Annotated in this window: 16 protein-coding genes; all 16 read left to right on the plus strand. The window is 71.2% G+C overall.

The window, feature by feature from the left end:
• Positions 1-829: 829 nt before the first annotated feature.
• A complete protein-coding gene (locus AQJ11_RS37285; RefSeq protein ID WP_059266233.1) occupies positions 830-1,393 on the plus strand; it encodes a hypothetical protein in 564 nt (187 codons plus the stop codon).
• Positions 1,394-1,460: 67 nt separating this feature from the next.
• Complete coding sequence (locus tag AQJ11_RS49450) at positions 1,461-1,745, plus strand: hypothetical protein (RefSeq protein ID WP_159061745.1); 285 nt, start codon at positions 1,461-1,463, stop codon at positions 1,743-1,745.
• Between the two features lie 117 nt (positions 1,746-1,862).
• On the plus strand, positions 1,863-2,510 hold the full coding sequence (locus AQJ11_RS37290) for a hypothetical protein (protein WP_059266234.1): 648 nt from the start codon (positions 1,863-1,865) through the stop codon (positions 2,508-2,510).
• A gap of 123 nt (positions 2,511-2,633) precedes the next feature.
• The gene (locus AQJ11_RS37295; protein WP_059266235.1) at positions 2,634-6,773 is read left to right on the plus strand and encodes a DUF3560 domain-containing protein; all 4,140 of its coding nucleotides are present in this window, start codon (positions 2,634-2,636) and stop codon (positions 6,771-6,773) included.
• 93 nt (positions 6,774-6,866) lie between these two features.
• The gene (locus AQJ11_RS37300; protein WP_059266236.1) at positions 6,867-7,124 is read left to right on the plus strand and encodes a hypothetical protein; all 258 of its coding nucleotides are present in this window, start codon (positions 6,867-6,869) and stop codon (positions 7,122-7,124) included.
• An 88-nt stretch (positions 7,125-7,212) separates the two neighbouring features.
• Positions 7,213-8,016 (plus strand): LPD29 domain-containing protein, encoded by an 804-nt coding sequence (locus AQJ11_RS37305; protein WP_059266237.1) that lies wholly within the window; start codon positions 7,213-7,215, stop codon positions 8,014-8,016.
• A gap of 219 nt (positions 8,017-8,235) precedes the next feature.
• Positions 8,236-8,703 carry a hypothetical protein gene (locus tag AQJ11_RS37310; RefSeq protein WP_159061746.1) on the plus strand — a complete coding sequence of 156 codons (468 nt, stop codon included), beginning with the start codon at positions 8,236-8,238 and terminating at the stop codon, positions 8,701-8,703.
• A 92-nt stretch (positions 8,704-8,795) separates the two neighbouring features.
• Positions 8,796-9,683, plus strand: coding sequence for a class I SAM-dependent methyltransferase (locus AQJ11_RS37315; protein ID WP_208616710.1), 888 nt, complete (start codon positions 8,796-8,798; stop codon positions 9,681-9,683).
• Between the two features lie 93 nt (positions 9,684-9,776).
• Positions 9,777-10,922, plus strand: a complete 1,146-nt coding sequence (locus tag AQJ11_RS51715; protein ID WP_244218538.1) for a DUF6573 family protein — start codon at positions 9,777-9,779, stop codon at positions 10,920-10,922.
• Between the two features lie 61 nt (positions 10,923-10,983).
• Positions 10,984-11,271, plus strand: coding sequence for a hypothetical protein (locus AQJ11_RS37325; protein ID WP_059266239.1), 288 nt, complete (start codon positions 10,984-10,986; stop codon positions 11,269-11,271).
• A gap of 95 nt (positions 11,272-11,366) precedes the next feature.
• Positions 11,367-12,929: a ParB/RepB/Spo0J family partition protein gene (locus AQJ11_RS37330; protein ID WP_159061747.1), complete on the plus strand. Its 1,563-nt coding sequence runs from the start codon at positions 11,367-11,369 to the stop codon at positions 12,927-12,929.
• Between the two features lie 83 nt (positions 12,930-13,012).
• Complete coding sequence (locus AQJ11_RS37335; protein WP_059266241.1) at positions 13,013-13,636, plus strand: hypothetical protein; 624 nt, start codon at positions 13,013-13,015, stop codon at positions 13,634-13,636.
• A 46-nt stretch (positions 13,637-13,682) separates the two neighbouring features.
• Entirely contained in the window at positions 13,683-15,008 is a 1,326-nt protein-coding gene (locus AQJ11_RS37340) for a hypothetical protein (protein ID WP_059266242.1), read from the plus strand.
• Positions 15,009-15,022: 14 nt separating this feature from the next.
• On the plus strand, positions 15,023-15,178 hold the full coding sequence (locus tag AQJ11_RS49455) for a hypothetical protein (protein WP_159061748.1): 156 nt from the start codon (positions 15,023-15,025) through the stop codon (positions 15,176-15,178).
• Between the two features lie 122 nt (positions 15,179-15,300).
• Positions 15,301-16,035, plus strand: a complete 735-nt coding sequence (locus AQJ11_RS37345; RefSeq protein WP_059266243.1) for a hypothetical protein — start codon at positions 15,301-15,303, stop codon at positions 16,033-16,035.
• 210 nt (positions 16,036-16,245) lie between these two features.
• A complete protein-coding gene (locus AQJ11_RS37350) occupies positions 16,246-17,088 on the plus strand; it encodes a deazapurine DNA modification protein DpdA family protein (protein WP_244218539.1) in 843 nt (280 codons plus the stop codon).
• Positions 17,089-17,165 lie beyond the last annotated feature (77 nt).

Genomic DNA, 17,165 nt, shown 5'->3' on the forward strand with positions numbered 1-17,165 from the left:
GTCTGCTCCGCAGACACGACGCGCCGCCGCTACGACGGCGACCAACTCCCCTGCTCCGCAGTGGAGTTGATGCTCCGTCACTCCGTTCCGGAGCATGGAATTGCTCCGCAATTCCGGGCAGGAATTCGCTCCGCGAATTCCTGAAAAGCGCGGCTGGACGGGTGGGGAGGGTCGGCTAGAAAGGACCGGCAGAGAAACCATACACGCCCTCAGAAAAGCCAAAACCGATACAGGATCCCGATTCCTCGAATCCCCCACCCATAAACCGAACTGACCTCCCCTCAATTCCCCTACCCCCCTTCCCAGCCAAAGCCCAAGAACACCCCGCCGCAAAATACACGACAACCCATAACCACAGCCCACACCGAGCACGGAGACCCCCCAACTCCACACCCCGCCAACAACCCCACCCACCACCCCCCACGGACCCCAACCCCGGGGCCTGCCAGCCTTCGGCCAAGCGCGGCGGCGGAGCCGACGCGCAACAGCCACGAGGCCGCCCCCGATCCCCGAGGCCGACGCTCGACCACGCCCGCCCCCATTCCTCACTCTCCTTCAACCGGTACGGGAAAAGTGGCAGCAGAGGGGATGTCGGACCCCCGACCATGCGCGGAACCCTTGGTTGACCAGTGGGAACGTGGCCCCTCACCGAGAGGCTCACGCAAGAGATGTTGCAAGAGAAGGCGCAGGAGTAGCCGGAAGAGAAGGCGCAAGAGATGTTGCAAGTTCCGGTGTTGGGGGTGCCCGGACCCTGCGGGAGAGTGTATTATTGATTTCGAGTTCAGGCGGCAACCTGACTCAGGCTCAATCACCAACACAAGGAGCTCCGTTGGACACGGGAACCGTTGACGCGGTAAGCCGACTCACTATCCATCTTGCTGGAGAGCACGAGACCGACGCGCATATCGGTCTGACGCTCATTCCCCTTCTCAAGATCCCGACAGCCATCATCGAATTCCGGCACCCTACCGGCGCGCGCGTTTGGTGGGAAGGCTGGTGCGAGGCCGCCGCAATGCTTGACCGGATTTTCCCGGAGCAGGTAGACGCAGGCGAGTTGCGTGAGCCCGAACTCACCATCAATTCGTTTGTGATCCTGGACGACGCACCCCGCCGCGCCAAGATCCGGGCCCGGAGCGCAGCAGTCAGCCCGGACGGAATCGGCGCACTGTCAGTGACGGTCGGAGGTCTGACGATCGCGTGCGCGTCCCGGGCCGCCGTCGAGTGCCAGGTGCGCGGGTGGCGCGAGGCGTACGAAGTGCTCGCCCTTGACGGGGGGTTCGGACTGCCGTCCGCCGACGAGGTCGCCGAGCGTGTACGGGCCGACCACGCCCGCCACGGAGCAGCCGAGCTGATGACGGCCGCCGAGGAGCAGCAGGCAGCCCGGACGCGGTAACGCGCCCCAGGGGGCGGCCGATGGCCGCCCCCTCTCCCAGAAGTCCAGCCACCGCAGAGGGGACAGCATGACCGCCACAGGACCGATCAGCCGGGGGCAGCGGGTACGGGTCGAGCGCCGACCGACCCGGAGCCTGGCCGCCATAGCGCGCCCCAGGACCGCGCACCAGCCCGAGCCGTGGCCGGAGGTGTGGGAAGGCACCGTGTTGCAAGTGGCGTACGAGAACGAAGAGTTGACCGGCGTCGAGATCTACGGCAAGCGCGAGAGCACCGGTGAGACCAAGCGCATCACGTTCCACCTCGGCCGGAACATGTTCTTCCGTACGACGGTGACACCGGTGAAGTCGTCGTAACTCGGCACGTCCGGGGGGTGATCGAGGGTTGAGGCCACCCCCCGGAGAGCGTATTATTGATTTTGCGGGTGAGCGGCAACTCATCCGCCACCAACTCAGCAACCCAAGGCAGGGAACATGAGCGAGTACCACGACCACGTACGGCAGACCCTCGAAGGGCAGAACGTCGAGCCGAGCGAGGATCTCGGCATTGACGCGATGCGGTGGACCCCCGCACCCGTCAGCGACGCCGGGACGGACGACGGGACGCGGTCCGCCGCCGACACGGCGCACGCGTTGCTCGACCGCGCGGCAGACGCGTACCTGTCTCTCCTGAACGCCGTTCTCGGCGACGGGACACACCACATGGTGGCCAACGCCAGCACGCCGCACGGTGACCTCACCGAAGGCCAGGAACTCACTGTCATCGGTGACGCAGTGGTCATCAACGAGGCCGCATCCATGCGGGTGTGCGCCGTACTCGCCGCCGCCATGGTCGGGTGCGCGACCGGTGCAGTGGTCGTGCGCACGTTCGGCCCCAACGGGTCGGAGTTCGTACGCGGCTGGAAGGTGCGGAACTTCTGGCTTCGGCCGATCACCGCCGAGGAGATCCGGCAGGCGTACACCGTCGACCCCGTCACCGGCGCGCCGTTGGCCCCCGAGCCGGGAGTCGAGTTCCGGCAGGCCGAGCGAGTACCCCGCCCCGAGGACCAGGCCGAGACGACCGCCCGAGAGGCCAGCCGCACCGCGCCCCGGGACAACCGCCCGCCCAACCGCCGCAACTGAGCACCACCCCGCCCGGGCCGGTCGCCCGACCGGCCCGGGCGGGCACACCCTGCCTTCCCCTGCCCCACCTCCCGGTGTGAGCGGCAACTCACCCGGCACCAACCCGACCAGGAGTGACCCGACATGACCGCGACGACGCAGCCCGCCAGCAGCACACGCACCCCTGCCCAGGAGCCGGCCCCGACCCCTGCCGAAGCGCCGGCGCCCACCGCCCCGGCCGCCGAGCAGCTCCGCACGGCCGACGCCCAGGGGGTGACCCTGCCGCGCAACCTGGTCCGTCTCACCGCCCAGGCTGAGAAGGCCGGATGGACGGCCACCGTCGAGACGCAGCCCGGACACTGCGCCCTGCTGCTCACCGCCCGCCAGGAGGCCGGGGAAACCGTCTTGCGCTGTGTGTGGCGACTCACCGCCCGGGGGCACCGCTGGGACGGCGCCACCCTCACCCGCTACGGCCAGACGGCCGCCCGGGGCATCGCATGGCGCGCCGTCGCAGACCTGGTGACCGCCGAGGCGCCCACCGCCCGCACACAGCCGACCGCGCCCGACCGGGCGGACGCCCCGGCACCCGGTCCGGCCGAGACCGCGGCGGAGACTTCGGGCCCTCCGGGCCGTGCCCGTAAGGCGCCGTCCGTGGCGGAAGTCGAGCGCGCGCGTAGGGCGGCGGAGGAGTGGCCGGAAGCGATGGAAGCGCGGTCGCTGGGTGACCGTTACGAGGGGGAGTTCCGGCGCTCCGACCTGCTGTCGGAACTGTCCGTGTGCGGTGAGCGGTTCCCCTTCCGTTTCCATTTCGAGTCGCGCGGCGGACACACCGTGACCCTTCCGACGGGGGACGTGCGCGGTACGTGGGGTGAGGTCACGGGGGCCGCTATCGCGTACGTGATCGCGGAGCGTCCGGCGTCGGTGCTGCGGGCGACGGCCGAGACGGCGCGCGTGTACGGCATCCATGCGGAGAGGGCGGCGGAGCGGGCGGAGGAGAACGCGCAGACGGCCGTTTCGGTCGGCATGGCGCGCGCTGCCCTGGACACGGTCCGTGCGTTCGCTCAGCGCATCGATTGGGACGGGTTGACGGACGAGCAGTACGACAGCGCCCGGGGTGCGGTCCGTGAGGCCGAAGAGTGCGCAGAGGGCGCAGAGTCCGCGTACGGGCGGGGCGACGTCGACACGGCTCGTTGGGAAGCGCGTGACGCTCTCGCCGTCGTGCGCTGGTTCGGGCTTGACGTGCCGTCGGCTCAGGAGTGCGCGGAGCGTGCGCCGGAACCGCGCGCCGTTGCTGGGCGGGTGCGGCCGCAAGCATCAGCGTTCCTCCTGCGCATCACCCGCCCTGGGTGGGAGACCCCTGCCGAAACGGCCGAGGTTCCGGCCGGTGACGCTCCGGCCGGTAGCGGCGTGGCACCGGACGTTCCGGCGGAGGAGAACGAGGTCAAGAAGACCCCGGCGGTGTTGCCCGACGTCGTGTCGGACCCCGGCGGGGTCAACGGGTGGGAGACCGACGGGGGCGCGGTTGAGGTGCTGCCGGTGATCTGCCACGGCAACGGGGGTGGGGTGTTCCCGGTGGCGTTCCGTGGGCCGTATGAGGGCACGGTGCGGGTGTCGCGGGGGTGGTTGACGGAGCGTGCGCGCCGTGAGCTGACCGTGGCGCGTGAGCGGCTGACGGTGGCGGAGGAGCACGCGGAGACGTGCGCGGCGTGGCGGCGGGTTGCGTACGACCTTCACCGGGAAGTACGCGGGTCGGCTGGTGTGCTGGGTGAGCGGGTGGTGGTGCATTACGAGACGTCCGGCGGGTGGGCGGAGCGTGCCCGTGAGGCCTCGTTGGCGGCGGACAGGCGGCGGATGGATGCGCGGGATGCGGTCCGGCGGTGTGAGCGTGAGCTGTCCGGCCTGGAGGCGGAGGCAGCGGAACCGGGGCGCCGGTCGAAGTCCGCGCGTGCGTTCCTGGCGCGTGCCGTGTCTGGGGATGTTCCGGCCGGCCGTGGGGCGTGGGTGTCCGCCGACGGCGGTGCGGCAGTGATGTTCGAGCTTCCCGCAGACATCGACGTGAACCCGGACGTGCGGCACGGGGAAGCGAACGAGCAGCGTCGGGCATTCGTTGACCTGTTGGCCGATGCCGTGGCCGCGCGGGATGAAGGCCGCGCGCTGATCGGCCGTGACCTCCCGTCGAAGAAGACGCACGGACGTACGGCCGGTGTCGAGAAGGGCCAGGCGTCCGCCTCGGTCAATGGCCTGGACGTCAAGCCGTGGAAGGCTCCGCGGGTTCCGGCGGAGGGCTCGCGGCTGGATGCCGAGACGCTCGCCACGTGGGACACAGTGGGCGATGTAGTGGCGGAGAGTGAGGCGGTCCCCGGGGTGTGGCTGCCCATGGCTGCCGGGTCGTTTGCGGAAACGGCCATGGCCAACGGGTGGACGGTGGCCATGCAGCGCAGCAATGACGGGGGCACGGTGACGGTGCGCGTCGCTGGTGTCGCGGTTAAGAACGGTGAGCCGCTCGCCTATGAGTTGCTCGCGGTGTGGTGCGGCGGGGTGTTCCGTGAGGACCGGTCGGCGGTGTGGGTTGCCGGTCGGCGGGTGACGGGCAAGCGCACCCCGTTGTGGTCGGCGCCGGTCCGGGTGGGCCGGTCGGGCAAGCACCAAGATCCGTCGATGTTGGCGACGGTGCAGCATGCGGCGGAGCCGGGCACGCTCGCACGGGTCTCGCTGGGCAGCTCGGCGCCTGCTCCCGAGGGTGTGAGTGACCCCGGCGGCATGGACGGATGGGAGGGCGAGGGCGGAGCGCTCGCGCGGGATGATGGCGGAGAGCTGCCCTCGCCGGCAACCCGTGACGAGGTGTCCGCGCGGGCGGCTGACGTGGTGTCCGACCCGTCCGGGGCGGACGTGTGGGATGCAGAGGGCGGCACGGTGCCGGGCGTCGACACCCCGGCCCCCGTCGCGGCGGCTGTGGCGGTTATGCCGATCGACTGGGCGAAGCCTGCCGGGCGCGGTGATTGCGCGGCGGCAAACACGTGTGGCGGGTTCGGGGTGCTGCTGTGGGACGTGCCCGGCTGTGCTCCGCGCTGCGCCGAGTGCGCCGCACGGGTCATGGGGCACTCACCGGCGGCGCTGCGCGCGCTCACCCTGCCCGGGGACGTCGCGGAGGCGGAGGAAGAGGCTGCGGCAGCGGACATCGTCATCCGGCACACCCACGAAGACGGCACCACCGTTGAGGGCTCCTCCAGGGGTGACGGGGTGTGGGAAGCGTTGCGCCCGCTGGGCTGGACCTACCGGCGTACCCCGGGAATCTTCATCCGTGGCAGCCGCTACAAGGGCGCCGACCGGTGGAAGATCAACCGGGCTGCGGACGCGGTGCGCGCACTCGGCCTGTCGTGCGCTGTGGTGATCGAAGAGGGCATGTCGTTTGCGGAGCGGGAGGCCGCCCGCGTGGATGCGGCCGAGGACCGGGCGCAGCGGTACGCGGACCGGTCCGGACGGGCGGCGGCATCGTCGCAGGCTGCGCGGGATACCTCGGACCGGATCGGCGAACGGTTCTGGATGGGTCAGCCGATCTTGGTAGGCCACCATTCGGAAGGGCGCGCCCGCAGGGGCCAGGAGCGCATGCACAACGCCATGCGCAAGAGCATCGCCAAGGGCGAGCGAGCCGGTTACTGGGCCAACCGCGCCCAGGCGGCGGAGGCTTACGAGCGGTATCGGAAGAACCCGGGGCGCACGCTGCGCCGTATCGAGAAGCTGGAGGCGGAGCGGCGCGGCGTTCTACGGGAGCGCGACGGCGTTGACGACAAGGGCCGTAAGGCTGATGTGTGGCGACGCGAGCCGTCCGAGGCGCGCCGGGAGGAGCTGACGCGCCGTCTGGCCGAGTACGACGAAGAGCTGACGTACTGGGCGGAGACGATCAAGGAGGCGGAGCGGCGCGGCTTCAAGGTGTGGGGACGGGCCGACTTCGTGAAGGGCGATTTCGTGCAGTGGCGGGGGTCCTGGTACGAGGTGACCCGGGTCAACGCCAAAACGGTGACCGTGCCACACATCCACGCCGCGTTCGATGGCGGCACCGTCGGCGCCGTCGGCGGCTGCCGCGTGGTCACCCGCGCGGCAACGGCGGAGACCCGGCACAAGGGCAGCACGTACACGCTCCCCTACAACGAGGTGAGCGGGCGCATGTCGGCCGAGCAGATGCGGGCCGCCCTGGCAGGTGAGCCGATTCCCGCTGACCCGCGCGACATCACCCCGGAGCCCGCCCCGACACCGGGTTCATTGCCGCCGTCGCCGCCGGCCTGACCGTCACCGGGCTGCCCCCACCGCCTGACCACCCCATGGCCGGGCGCCCACGGCGCCGGCCGCCTCCCAGGATTCCTCAGAGGAAGCACAGCTATGCGACTGAGCAAGCGCCGAGCGACCACCCTGAACCAACGCGCGCGGTTTCTGCACCAGCACCGTAAGCAGCGGGGCACGTTGCCGTGCCTGGAGACCGGCGGGACCCAGGTCTACGCCTACTGGAGCTGCGGTGAAGGCCTGGTGGTGTCCGTCCATTTGGACACCGGCGAGGTACCCGGCGACCTGATCAGCCCGGATGGAACGATCCCGATCCGGATCACGGTCAACGGTGACTGTGTCTTCCAGGAGGACTGACGCCACCCCCCAGAGAGTGTATTATTGATTTCGCTAGTGAGCGGCAACTCACCGGCAGCCAACTCAACTCGCACCAGAAGGACAGGGCATGGACTACATCGACACCAAGCACGTGGCCGCCGAACTCAGGAGCCGCCTCAAAGCCGCGTTCCCCGGCGTGACTTTCAGCGTGCGCAAGGGCACCGGTACCGCCGCCGCGTGGATCACCGTCAACTGGACCGACGGCCCCTCCACGGCCGACGTCGAAGAGCTCACCCGCCCCATGCAGGGCGCGCAGTTCAACGGCCAGGAGGACCGCTACGAGTCCACGGACAACACGGTCACCGTGACTGTCAACGGCCGGAAGGTCACCGGCAAGCCGCTGGTCGACGGCATCAACACCCAGCGGCACATCTCAGACGACGCGCTTAAGGCCGCCGCGGAGCTGTGGTCCGAGGCCCACGAGGGCGCCGAGCCCCCCACCGGCGGCATGCTCGCCGCGTGCGTCATCGACGGCCACGTCATCCAGGAGAACTGGGCCCCGCAGCAGATGTGGCAGATCGCCCATGACGTCGTCCTGCCTCAGCGCTGGGCCGCCGCCAAGAAGCAGGCCGCCCAGGCCGCCCGTCCGGCGAGCGCCTCCGGACAGGACGAGGAGGCCACGGAGGGGCTCACCCTCAGGCACACGGACGAGGACGGGACAACGGTCACCGGGACGCGTCTGGGGGACGGCGCCGCCGACGTGCTGAAGGAGCACGGCTTCCGGTGGCACCGCAAGAACCAGTACTGGTACGCCCCCGGGAGCCGCAACAAGGACGCCGGCAGCGAGTTCATGGCCGCCGTCGCCGCCGATCTGGCCGCCGCCGACCTGAAGGTCACCACGGTGCGGCCCGAGCCAGCCCCCGCCGCCTGAACCGACCCCGACCGGCCGGGCGCCCCGGCGCCCGGCCACCCGAGCGGAGCACCCATGCCCACACACTTCCCCCACCAGCTCACCGGCGATCACTCGCACCTCAGCGCCGTCGAGGCGTGGGAAACGGACGGCGGAGCATGCGCCGGTGTCGAGAGCCCCCCCCCCCCCCCCCCCCCCCCCCGCGCCCCGCAGGCCTCGCCGACCGCCCCCCGCCAGGCGGTGCCGACCTACATCGCGCGGTGCGCGGTGGGCGCCTGCGGGTACCGCACGGCCGACGGTCTGGCCCTGACGGTCCACCGCGCCGAGGAGGACGGCAGCCCGGCTCTGTGCGGCGCCACCCCGGCATGGTGGGAGCCCGCAGACCTCGGACAGGCCCTGCGCCGGGTGTCCTGTCGCGACTGCATCGAACTGTGGATCGAGCGCGCGGGAATCGGGCCCCGCTGGCAGGTCGCCGACTGCATGCGATGGAGGGTCTACCGGACCGAACGCAACCGCTACGGCACGCCCGTCAGCGTATTCGACGGCTACGTCACGCACTGGGACCGCGTCATCGCCCACCGCCGGTGGCGCTTCTACCACTCGTCCACCACGGCCGGTGTCCGCATCTCCGCCTCCCCCCGCGACGGCGACGAGCGCAAGGAGTGGTGGTTCCCCGCCGCGCCGCAGCCGACGCCCACCGGCACATAGCGCCAGGGCGCGCACCGCCCCTCTCCCCCCCCCGCCGGTCCGGACGGCACCCCGGACCGGCTCCCCACACCACCCCCGAAAGGCGGCATGTCATGGTCGGAAAGCTCAGCAAGGAGCAGACCAAGCGGCACAACCGAGCGTGCGAACTGGTCGACAGCGACAGCGAGTTGACCGAGACGGAGCGGGAATTCGTTCTCGATCACTTCCACGAGTCCGCGCACACGGGCCGCACCCTGGACGGCGCGTTCTTCACCCCGGCCGAGCTCGCCGGCGAACTCCACCTCGTGATCCCGGGCAATCGCATCATCGACCTGTGCGCGGGCATCGGCCGCCTGGCCTGGCACGCCCGCGACCTGGTCACCCGGCACTTTGAGCACCTGCCGCCGCGCGAGATCGTGTGCGTGGAGAAGAACCCGGAGTACGTGAGGGTCGGGCGGCGCATCCTGCCGGAGGCCACGTGGATCTGTGCTGACGTGCTGGATGTACCAGGGATGAACCTCGGTCCCTTCGACTGCGCGATCAGCAACCCGCCGTTCGGACGGATCAAGCACAGCGGCAACACCCCCGGATACCGGGGGCCGCTGTTCGAGTTCCACGTCATCGCGGTTGCCCAGACCCTGGCACGGCGCGGCGCGTTCATCATCCCGAGGGAATCGGCCCCGTTCCGCATCGAGGGCGGTTTCGTGGATCAGGACTCGCCCGCGTACGAGCGCTTCCACCGCGAGACCGGGATCACGCTCCGCCCCAACCCCGGGATCCCCACCGACCTTTTCCGCGACCAGTGGCGCGACGCCTCACCGGCCGTCGAAATCGTCCTGCACAACCGCGACGAAGACGAGCTGGAGGCCCAGGCCGAACAGGCCGCCCGCGCCCAGCAGTCGGCGAACCTCCGAGCCCAGCGGCCGAGGGCCGCTGCTGCCGCCACGCCCAAGGCCGTACAGGACACCGGGGTCAGGGAAGACGCGGACACCTTGTTCTGAAACCGCTTGATCACTGCCCGCGAGAGTGTATTATTGATTTTGGAAGCGGGCGGCAACTTGCTTCCGTCACCAACTCCCACAGGAGGACGCACGATGACCACGATCCGCCGCAATTGGACCAACCGCGTTGCACAGATCCGCGCAGCGGCCCGGTCCTGCCGCGCCTACGACTCCGCGACCGGCAACATGGTGCCCGTCGACCCGGCGCGCGCATTCGAGGCATGGGAGACCAAGCCGCGCGCCCGGCTCACCGAGGACACCCCCGGGCAGAAGTGGACCGTCCAGGTCCACTCAAACGAGTTCTACACCCTCACCGCCGAGGCGCCCGCCACGTCCGAGGCGGGCGCCGTACCGGCCGACGAGACACCCGTCCCCGCCGACCATGCCGGGGAGCCAAGCCCGGCCGGGGCGCAGGACCACCGCGCGGCCCGCGCCGTCACGCACCGCAGGCGGACACCCGAGGAGCGCGACAGCCTGCCCGGCCACCTGCCCGCCCTGGCAGTCGATCTCGTGGGCAAGACCGTGCGCGTCAAGCTCGCCCAGGGCTACAGCCACGAGCAGATCCGGGACGAGTTCGAGCAGGAGCGCGCCGAGGCCCAGGCCGCCGGGGACACGGAGAGGGTGAACGGCCTGGCAACGATGCTCGCGGTGCACGCCATGATGGCCGAGCAGGCCGCCGCCGACTCCCCCACCGGCCCCAGCTCCCCGCAGCAGCAGCCCGCATCCCGGCGCGCGGCACGCGAGGATGACGTGCTGTCACGCATCGACTCAGTTCTGCACGACGCCGCCGTGACCGACGACCCCGACGTCAGCGACGACGCCATGCGGTCCGTCCCCCTGGCCGAGCCGGGCGAGATCATCCACGCCTACACCCGCGCTCAGGCCCTGGCGGACGGCGTCCTGGTGGCCACCGACGCCGAGTTGGCCCGGGAGGCCGGCTTCCGCGTACCGGTCGCCCTCACCAGCGCCGTATGGGAGGGCTGCGTGGCCTGGAACGAGGGCGACAGCGAGCGGCAGACGCCGCAGAACGAGCGCGGCCGCCTGTGGGACGTGCTGACCATGACCCGCCACGCGATCCGGCGCAGCGGCGGGGCGGGCGGCCGGGTCACCGTCGACCTGCGGCGAGTTCCGCGCGACGGCCGTACCCAGCAGGCCCGCCCGGTCCAGCTCGTCTGCACGATCGGCCCCGGAGACCGGGGCGAGCCCGTGATCACCATCATGGAGCCCCACGAGGACTGATCACCCCGCCAGCCCGGGGGCGCACCGCCCCCGGGCCCCGGACCCGAAAGGACCCTCAGCCATGACCACCCCCGCAAGCATGGCCGCACGCGTCGCCGAGATCCTCGGCGGCGACTGGAAGGCCGACTCCGGGCCCTGGGAGACCTACGGCCGCCTGGACGCCCCCGACGCCGACACGTACACGCTCCACGTCGACGACCACGGCGAACTGTGCCTGTGGGCAGACCTCGACCCGACCGGCGAACTCGCCTCGTTCCGCAAGGTGCACACGCCCGAGGGAATCGAAGTGATCGCCGAGGCCATCGCGGAAGCGATCCGCCAGCACCACACCGCCGCCGACCAGGACTAAAGACCCTTGCTCCCACGCCCAAAGAGCGTATAATTGATTCTTGAGAGCAAGCGGCAACTTGCTCGACGCCAACCCGATCGCACGAGGAGCAATCCGTGAGCGACACCGCAACAACAACAGCCGCACCGATGCAGCGGGTCACCCTGCGTCTCGGTCAGATCCGCGTCAACGAGAACAACGTCCGCCAGGACCTCAACCTGGACGAGAAGTTCCTCAAGTCCGTCGCAGCCAACGGCGTGAAGGTCCCCGTCGTGGTCCTTCCGCTCGGCGAGGACACCTACGAGCTGAAGATGGGCCACCGACGCTACTTCGCCGCCCGGGCCACCAAGAAGACCAAGGAAGAACAGGACGCGATCGAGGTCCCCGCGTACGTGCTCGACCCCTCTCTGCGCGAGGCGGGCGAGGACTTCATCGACCAGCTCATCGAGAACGACGACGACTACCGCCGGGGACTGACCGAACTGGAGCAGGCCGACGCCCTGTTCGGCGCGGTCGGCGCGGGTATGAAGCAGGCGAGGGTCGCCGAGCTCACCGGCCGCTCCCGCAAGGAGGTGTCCCAGGCGGTGAAGACCGCCAAGTCGGTCGGCGAGCGGACCCGTGCGGCACTCGCCGAAGCCGGTACCTATGACCTCGACCTGGAAGTCCTCGGTGTGCTGGGCGAGTTCGACGACGACCCCGCCGCCGTCGACCGGCTGCTGGACGCCTACGCCAAGGGCCGCTTCGAGTTCCAGGTGCAGTGGGAGCGCGACGACCGCGAAGAGCAGCGCGCCCGTGAGCAGGTCCGCCCGCAGCTTCAGGCCGCCGGGGGGCGGCTGGCCGAGGACAGCGACACGCTTCCGCAGACCGCCGAGCCGCTCAGCGAGCTCGACGGCCCGGACGGCGAGCCCATGACCGCCGAGGCGCACGCCGAGTGCCCCGGCCACGTGGCGACCTGGGCCGAGAACCCCCGCGAGCCCGGCGAGGTGGACTACTTCTGCACCGACCCGTACCGCTTCGGCCACTACCCGCCGCAGGAGGACGCCCCCGAGACGGACGGCGACCAGGCCGAGGAGCAGCCGCAGGCGGCGAGTGAGGCCAAGGCGTCGGAGCAGTCCCGCGAGTACGTCAAGGCGGGCAACAAGGCCTACCGCGCCGCCGAGAAGGCCCGGCAGGGGTGGCTGAAGGACCTGATCGGCCGCAAGACCGCTCCGAAGCCACTCGCCGCGTTCGTCACCGAGCAGCTTCTTGCCTGCCCCAAGCCGGTGGCTCAGTGGGTGGGCGACGTGGGCCGCCGGGACTTGGTCAAGGAGCTGACCGGCTACGACGCCCCCGCCGAGCGCGCCAAGTCGGCGACCCCGGCCAAGCTCACCCTGCTGAACTTCGCGGTGCTGGCCGCGACGTTCGAGAAGCGGATGGGCGAGGTGCGGACCTGGCGTACCGACAGCACCGCCCGTTCCGCCGTGTACGAGCTGCGGGAGATCCGGGAGGACGCCCGCAGGTGGCTGACCTTCCTCGCCGAGATCGGATACCCGCTCTCCAGCGTCGAACAGGCCATCGTCGACGACGAGCCCTACCAGGAGGGCGAGCCGGACACGGCCGACGCCGACAGCCAGGCCGGCGAGGACACCGAGGACACCCCGGACGGCGCGAGCGCCGAGGACACCGAGGACGCGTCCTGACCTGCTGCCCGGGCCGGACCTGACCGGTCCGGCCCGGGCACCCTCCCCCCTTTCTGCGCGCCGCCTGCCCGGAAGGCTTCGCCATGCTCCGCTCCGAACTCCGCCTCAACGCCTCTTTGTTCGTCGCCCAGGCCGCCGTCAGCAACCACACAGGCCTGATCGCCCGGACCGGGCTCGCCATGCCGGCCGCGCCGTTCGGCACCCCCGCCTGGCAGCTGCCCGCCCTGGTCTCCTACCTTCACCGCCTCCACCAGGACGAGGAGGACCCCTCCCCCGAACTGTGGCGCTCCCACACCGAGCGCCAGACCGGCCCCGTGCCCCGGCCGCACATCCGCTACCAGGCTGACGGCCTGCACGATGCGGATGCGGTGTGCGTGCTCGACATCCAGCTCGGCCCGCGCGACGAGGAGACCGGCTGGCCCGCCGCCGACCTCGCCGTCATCGAGCAGGAGGAGGGCGCCTGCCCCTTCGGGCGCGTCACCCGCCGCCACGGGGTGGAAGCGATCGCCGCGTACGCCGCCGAGGAGCTGACCGCCGAGCACGCGGCGCTGATGGACCGCGCCCGCCAGCACCAGGACGCCTACTTCGTGCGCCTCGCCGAACTGGCCCAGCGCGCCGCCGAATGGGCCGACAAGGCCCGCGCCGCCGCGCACGCCGATGCCGTCCACGTCCAGGCCGACCGCGCCCGTGCCCGCATCACCCGCTGACCGCCCCGAAGATCCGCGCCGACTGCCGCCTGTGGAGGCCTGCGCCATGTACGCGTTCGAGCCCGCCTCGCCGACCTACGCCATCTCCGACACCATCGTCGAACACCAGCTACGCGGCCGGGACCGCACCCGCGCCGACCTGCCCGGCGGCTACCGGCTGACCCTGCGCACCCGCGAGCTCCACGGCCAGCTTGAGGCCGCCCTGTTCGCACCGTCGCCCACCGGCCCTGCCCGGATCTGCACCGCGCGCATCAGCGCGCACACCCCGACCCCCGTCACGTCGCGCATCCTCGACACGGTCACCCGCTACGCCCCGGCCCTGCCCGACGCCCGCGACGCCGCCCCGCCCCTTCAGGCCGTTGCCCGCCTGCTCACCACTGGCGCCCCGCTCCAACGGCCCGGCGAGCCGGGGCTGTTCGTCCGGTTCGGGCATGCGGAGGCCTGGCTGGAGGGCAGGCGGCTCAGCGTCACCCTGGGCAGCCCCGGCAGCGGGCTCAGCCTGGTCCTGGGCGGCCCGTGGGACGCGCCGTCCGCCGCCCGCCTCACCGCCGCCGTCCTGCGCGAGCTGACCGAGGCCGAGCAGCTCGCCCGCGAGGTCGCCTCACTACTGGAGCCGGGGCCGTGGCAGGTCCTGTCCGACCAGTGGCACCCTGACGCCGCCCTCGTCCTGCCCGCAGCCCGCCGCCCGGACCCGGAAGACCCGCTCGGCCGCCGCATCTCCCGAGCGCTGCGCGAGGTCCAACACCATCTGCGCGCGGCCCGGCCGGACTGGGACTGCCAGGAGCTGATCGCCGTCGAGGGCTCGGCTGTCGCAGTGCGCGTCACCGTGCGCAACCGCGCCGTCCCCCGCATGGTCCGCAAGGTGGTGATGCTCGATGGCTTCGTCCCGCATGAGTTGGGCAATACCCGCACGACGTTCGCCCCCGCCGACCTGGCTACCCTCCCCCACCGCGACCCGGCCCTGCCGTCCCAGGAAATCCCGTCCCTGGACCTCCACGTCGCCCCGAAGAACGAGCGCTACTCGTACGGCGTGAAGCTGGAACTCGGCGACTGGGCGTACGTCTTGGATGCCCAAGCCGTCATCTACGGGCCCGGCTGGTACCCCTTCCACGAGCACGTGACGCGCCGGGAGAAGGACCCCACCGCCCCGCCCCGCTCAACGACCGCGAAGTGCCCACCGGCCGCACGGTGCCCACCCGGGTGCGGATCTCTCCCGACGTCGAGGACCGCTCCTGGGGCAACGAGTACGTACAGCTCACCCCCGTCGACCACCGGGTCGAGGCACGGCTACACCTGCACGCCGGCCGGGAGCATGCCTGCACCCTGGTGCGCACCGTCACGCTGGAGATCGATCTGCGAGCAGAGCGGGTGATACTCCCCGCCCAGATGCCCGCAGCCCTGCGCCACCAGGCAGAGGTCAAGGGCCGGCGGATCCTCGATCTGCTGCTGGCCGCGCGCCGCGAACGCCGACGAGGGGTCAGCGAGCCGCGGGCCGTCCTTGGCCCTTGGAGCCGCGGCGCCCCACCCAGTGCGGACACCTGACGCGGGCGCCGCCCACGTGACGACACCCGCGGCAATCTCCGCTTCGCCCCATCTCCGGTCCGGGGCGGCAACCCCGGACCGGCCACCCACCAACCCGACTGCAGCCGCCAAGGAGGCTCCTCGTGAACTCCACTGATCCGACCGCGCATCCGTCCGCCGCCTACGACCACAGCGCTGGTCCCCCCGAACTCCGGGTCTCCGGCGAGGTCGGCGGTCGGCCCGCCCTCTTCACGCTCTGTCCCAAGTTCGCCGACTCCGTCGATCCCGGTCCGCTGCTGGGAGTCGCCGTGCGCGTCGCCACCCACTTCCGTATCCCGCTGACCTTCACCGCCCCTTTCAAGCAGGTAGCCGGCGAGCGGTGGGAACTGGTCCGTGTCCGGTGCAGCCAGGACGAATACCTCGCGTCGGTCCGGGCGGTACGCCCGAAGATCGCTGCGGCCGCCGCCGAGGTTCTGCAGGAGCAGCGCGCGCAGATGGAACCGCTGCTCGCCGTCGCCCGTGAACGTCAGGCCGCGTACGCCTTGGCAGAGGTATATCGGGCGCGAACCGCAGCTGCCGACGCTCACCGCCGCGTGGACGCAGCCGAGGACGAGTTCGGCCTGTTCGAGGTCTGCGAGGAGCGGGCCGCCGAGGTGCTCGGCCAGCTGTCCGGGCGGCCCGGTCCTCTGCCCCACTGCGGTCCTCCGGTCGTACGCAGCACCTCCTACGGGCTGGTCCTGGTCCTGTGTCCCGTCGGGCACCTGGTGCAGTCCGTCAACGCCGAGGACTGGAGCGGATCCCAGCTCGCGGCCCGGTGCGCCGACCCCGCCTTCACCGTGACGTGCCACGGCCAGACCGGCGAGCCCCTCCCACACTGATCCGCCCTGCCGGGCTCGGGGCGGCAACCCCGAGCCCGGCTCCGCTCACCAACTCGAAGGACGCTCCCGTGAACGCTGTACTGACTGCCTCAGCCCCCCGGGATGCTGACGCCGCCGGTAGACGCCGAAACGTGCAGGTGCACGCCCGCCGTCCGCTATGCCTGCGGCCACTGCTACCACGACCAGTGCCTGGACTGCGGGTTTTGCACCGTGGGTAGTTGCGTCTGCCGCTGCGAGTACGGTCTCGGCTTCCACCCTGGCGACTCGCCGGCCGAGGGGCCGATGTTCTGGATCGGCGGGCATCACGCCAAGTGGCTCTCCACGTGGGGCGTGCCGATGTGCGTCTCACGCGCCACGCTGACCGGCCGTGCGAGGCTGCCGCGCGCCGCAAACGCCTGGGTGTGCGATTCGGGTGCGTTCTCCGAACTCGGCGACCACGGCGGCTGGACAGTCAGTCCGTACGCCTACGTCCGGGAGCTGCGCCGGTATCGCGACGAGATCGGCCTGCTGGTCTGGGCCGGCCCGCAGGACTGGATGTGCGAGCCCGACATGATCGCCAAGACGGGCCTGTCGGTGCGCGAGCACATCGACCGCACCGTGGGCAACTTCGTCGACCTGATGGCCGAGGAGCCCGGCGTCGACATCATCCCGACCGTGCAGGGCTGGCGCCCGGCCGACTACGAAGCCTGCCTGGACCTGTACGACAAGCGCGGCGTACGGCTGGCGGACTATCCGCTGGTCGGGGTCGGCTCGGTTTGCCGCCGCAAGTCGGTCAAGGACGTTGAGGCCGTGCTCGCCACCATGGCCGCCGCCGGCCTGCGGCTGCACGGCTTCGGCCTGAAGACCCAGGCGCTGGAGACGTGCGCCGAGTACCTGGCCTCCGCCGACTCCCTCGCCTGGTCGCGCGACGCCCGCTGGTCCGACCCCCTGCCCCAGTGCGAGGGCAAGCACAAGAGCTGCTCCAACTGCGTGCACTGGGCGATGCGCTGGCGCGAACGCGTCCTGGACGTTCTGCGCGCCCCCCATCAGCTGATCCTCCCCACGACGGCCTGACCCATCGCCGACCGTGCCGGTCCGGGGCGGCAACCCCGGACCGGCGCAGCTCACCAACTCACCACCCCGAGAGGACC

This window comes from Streptomyces corchorusii (assembly GCF_001514055.1).
In the GTDB taxonomy this organism is placed as follows: domain Bacteria; phylum Actinomycetota; class Actinomycetes; order Streptomycetales; family Streptomycetaceae; genus Streptomyces; species Streptomyces olivaceoviridis.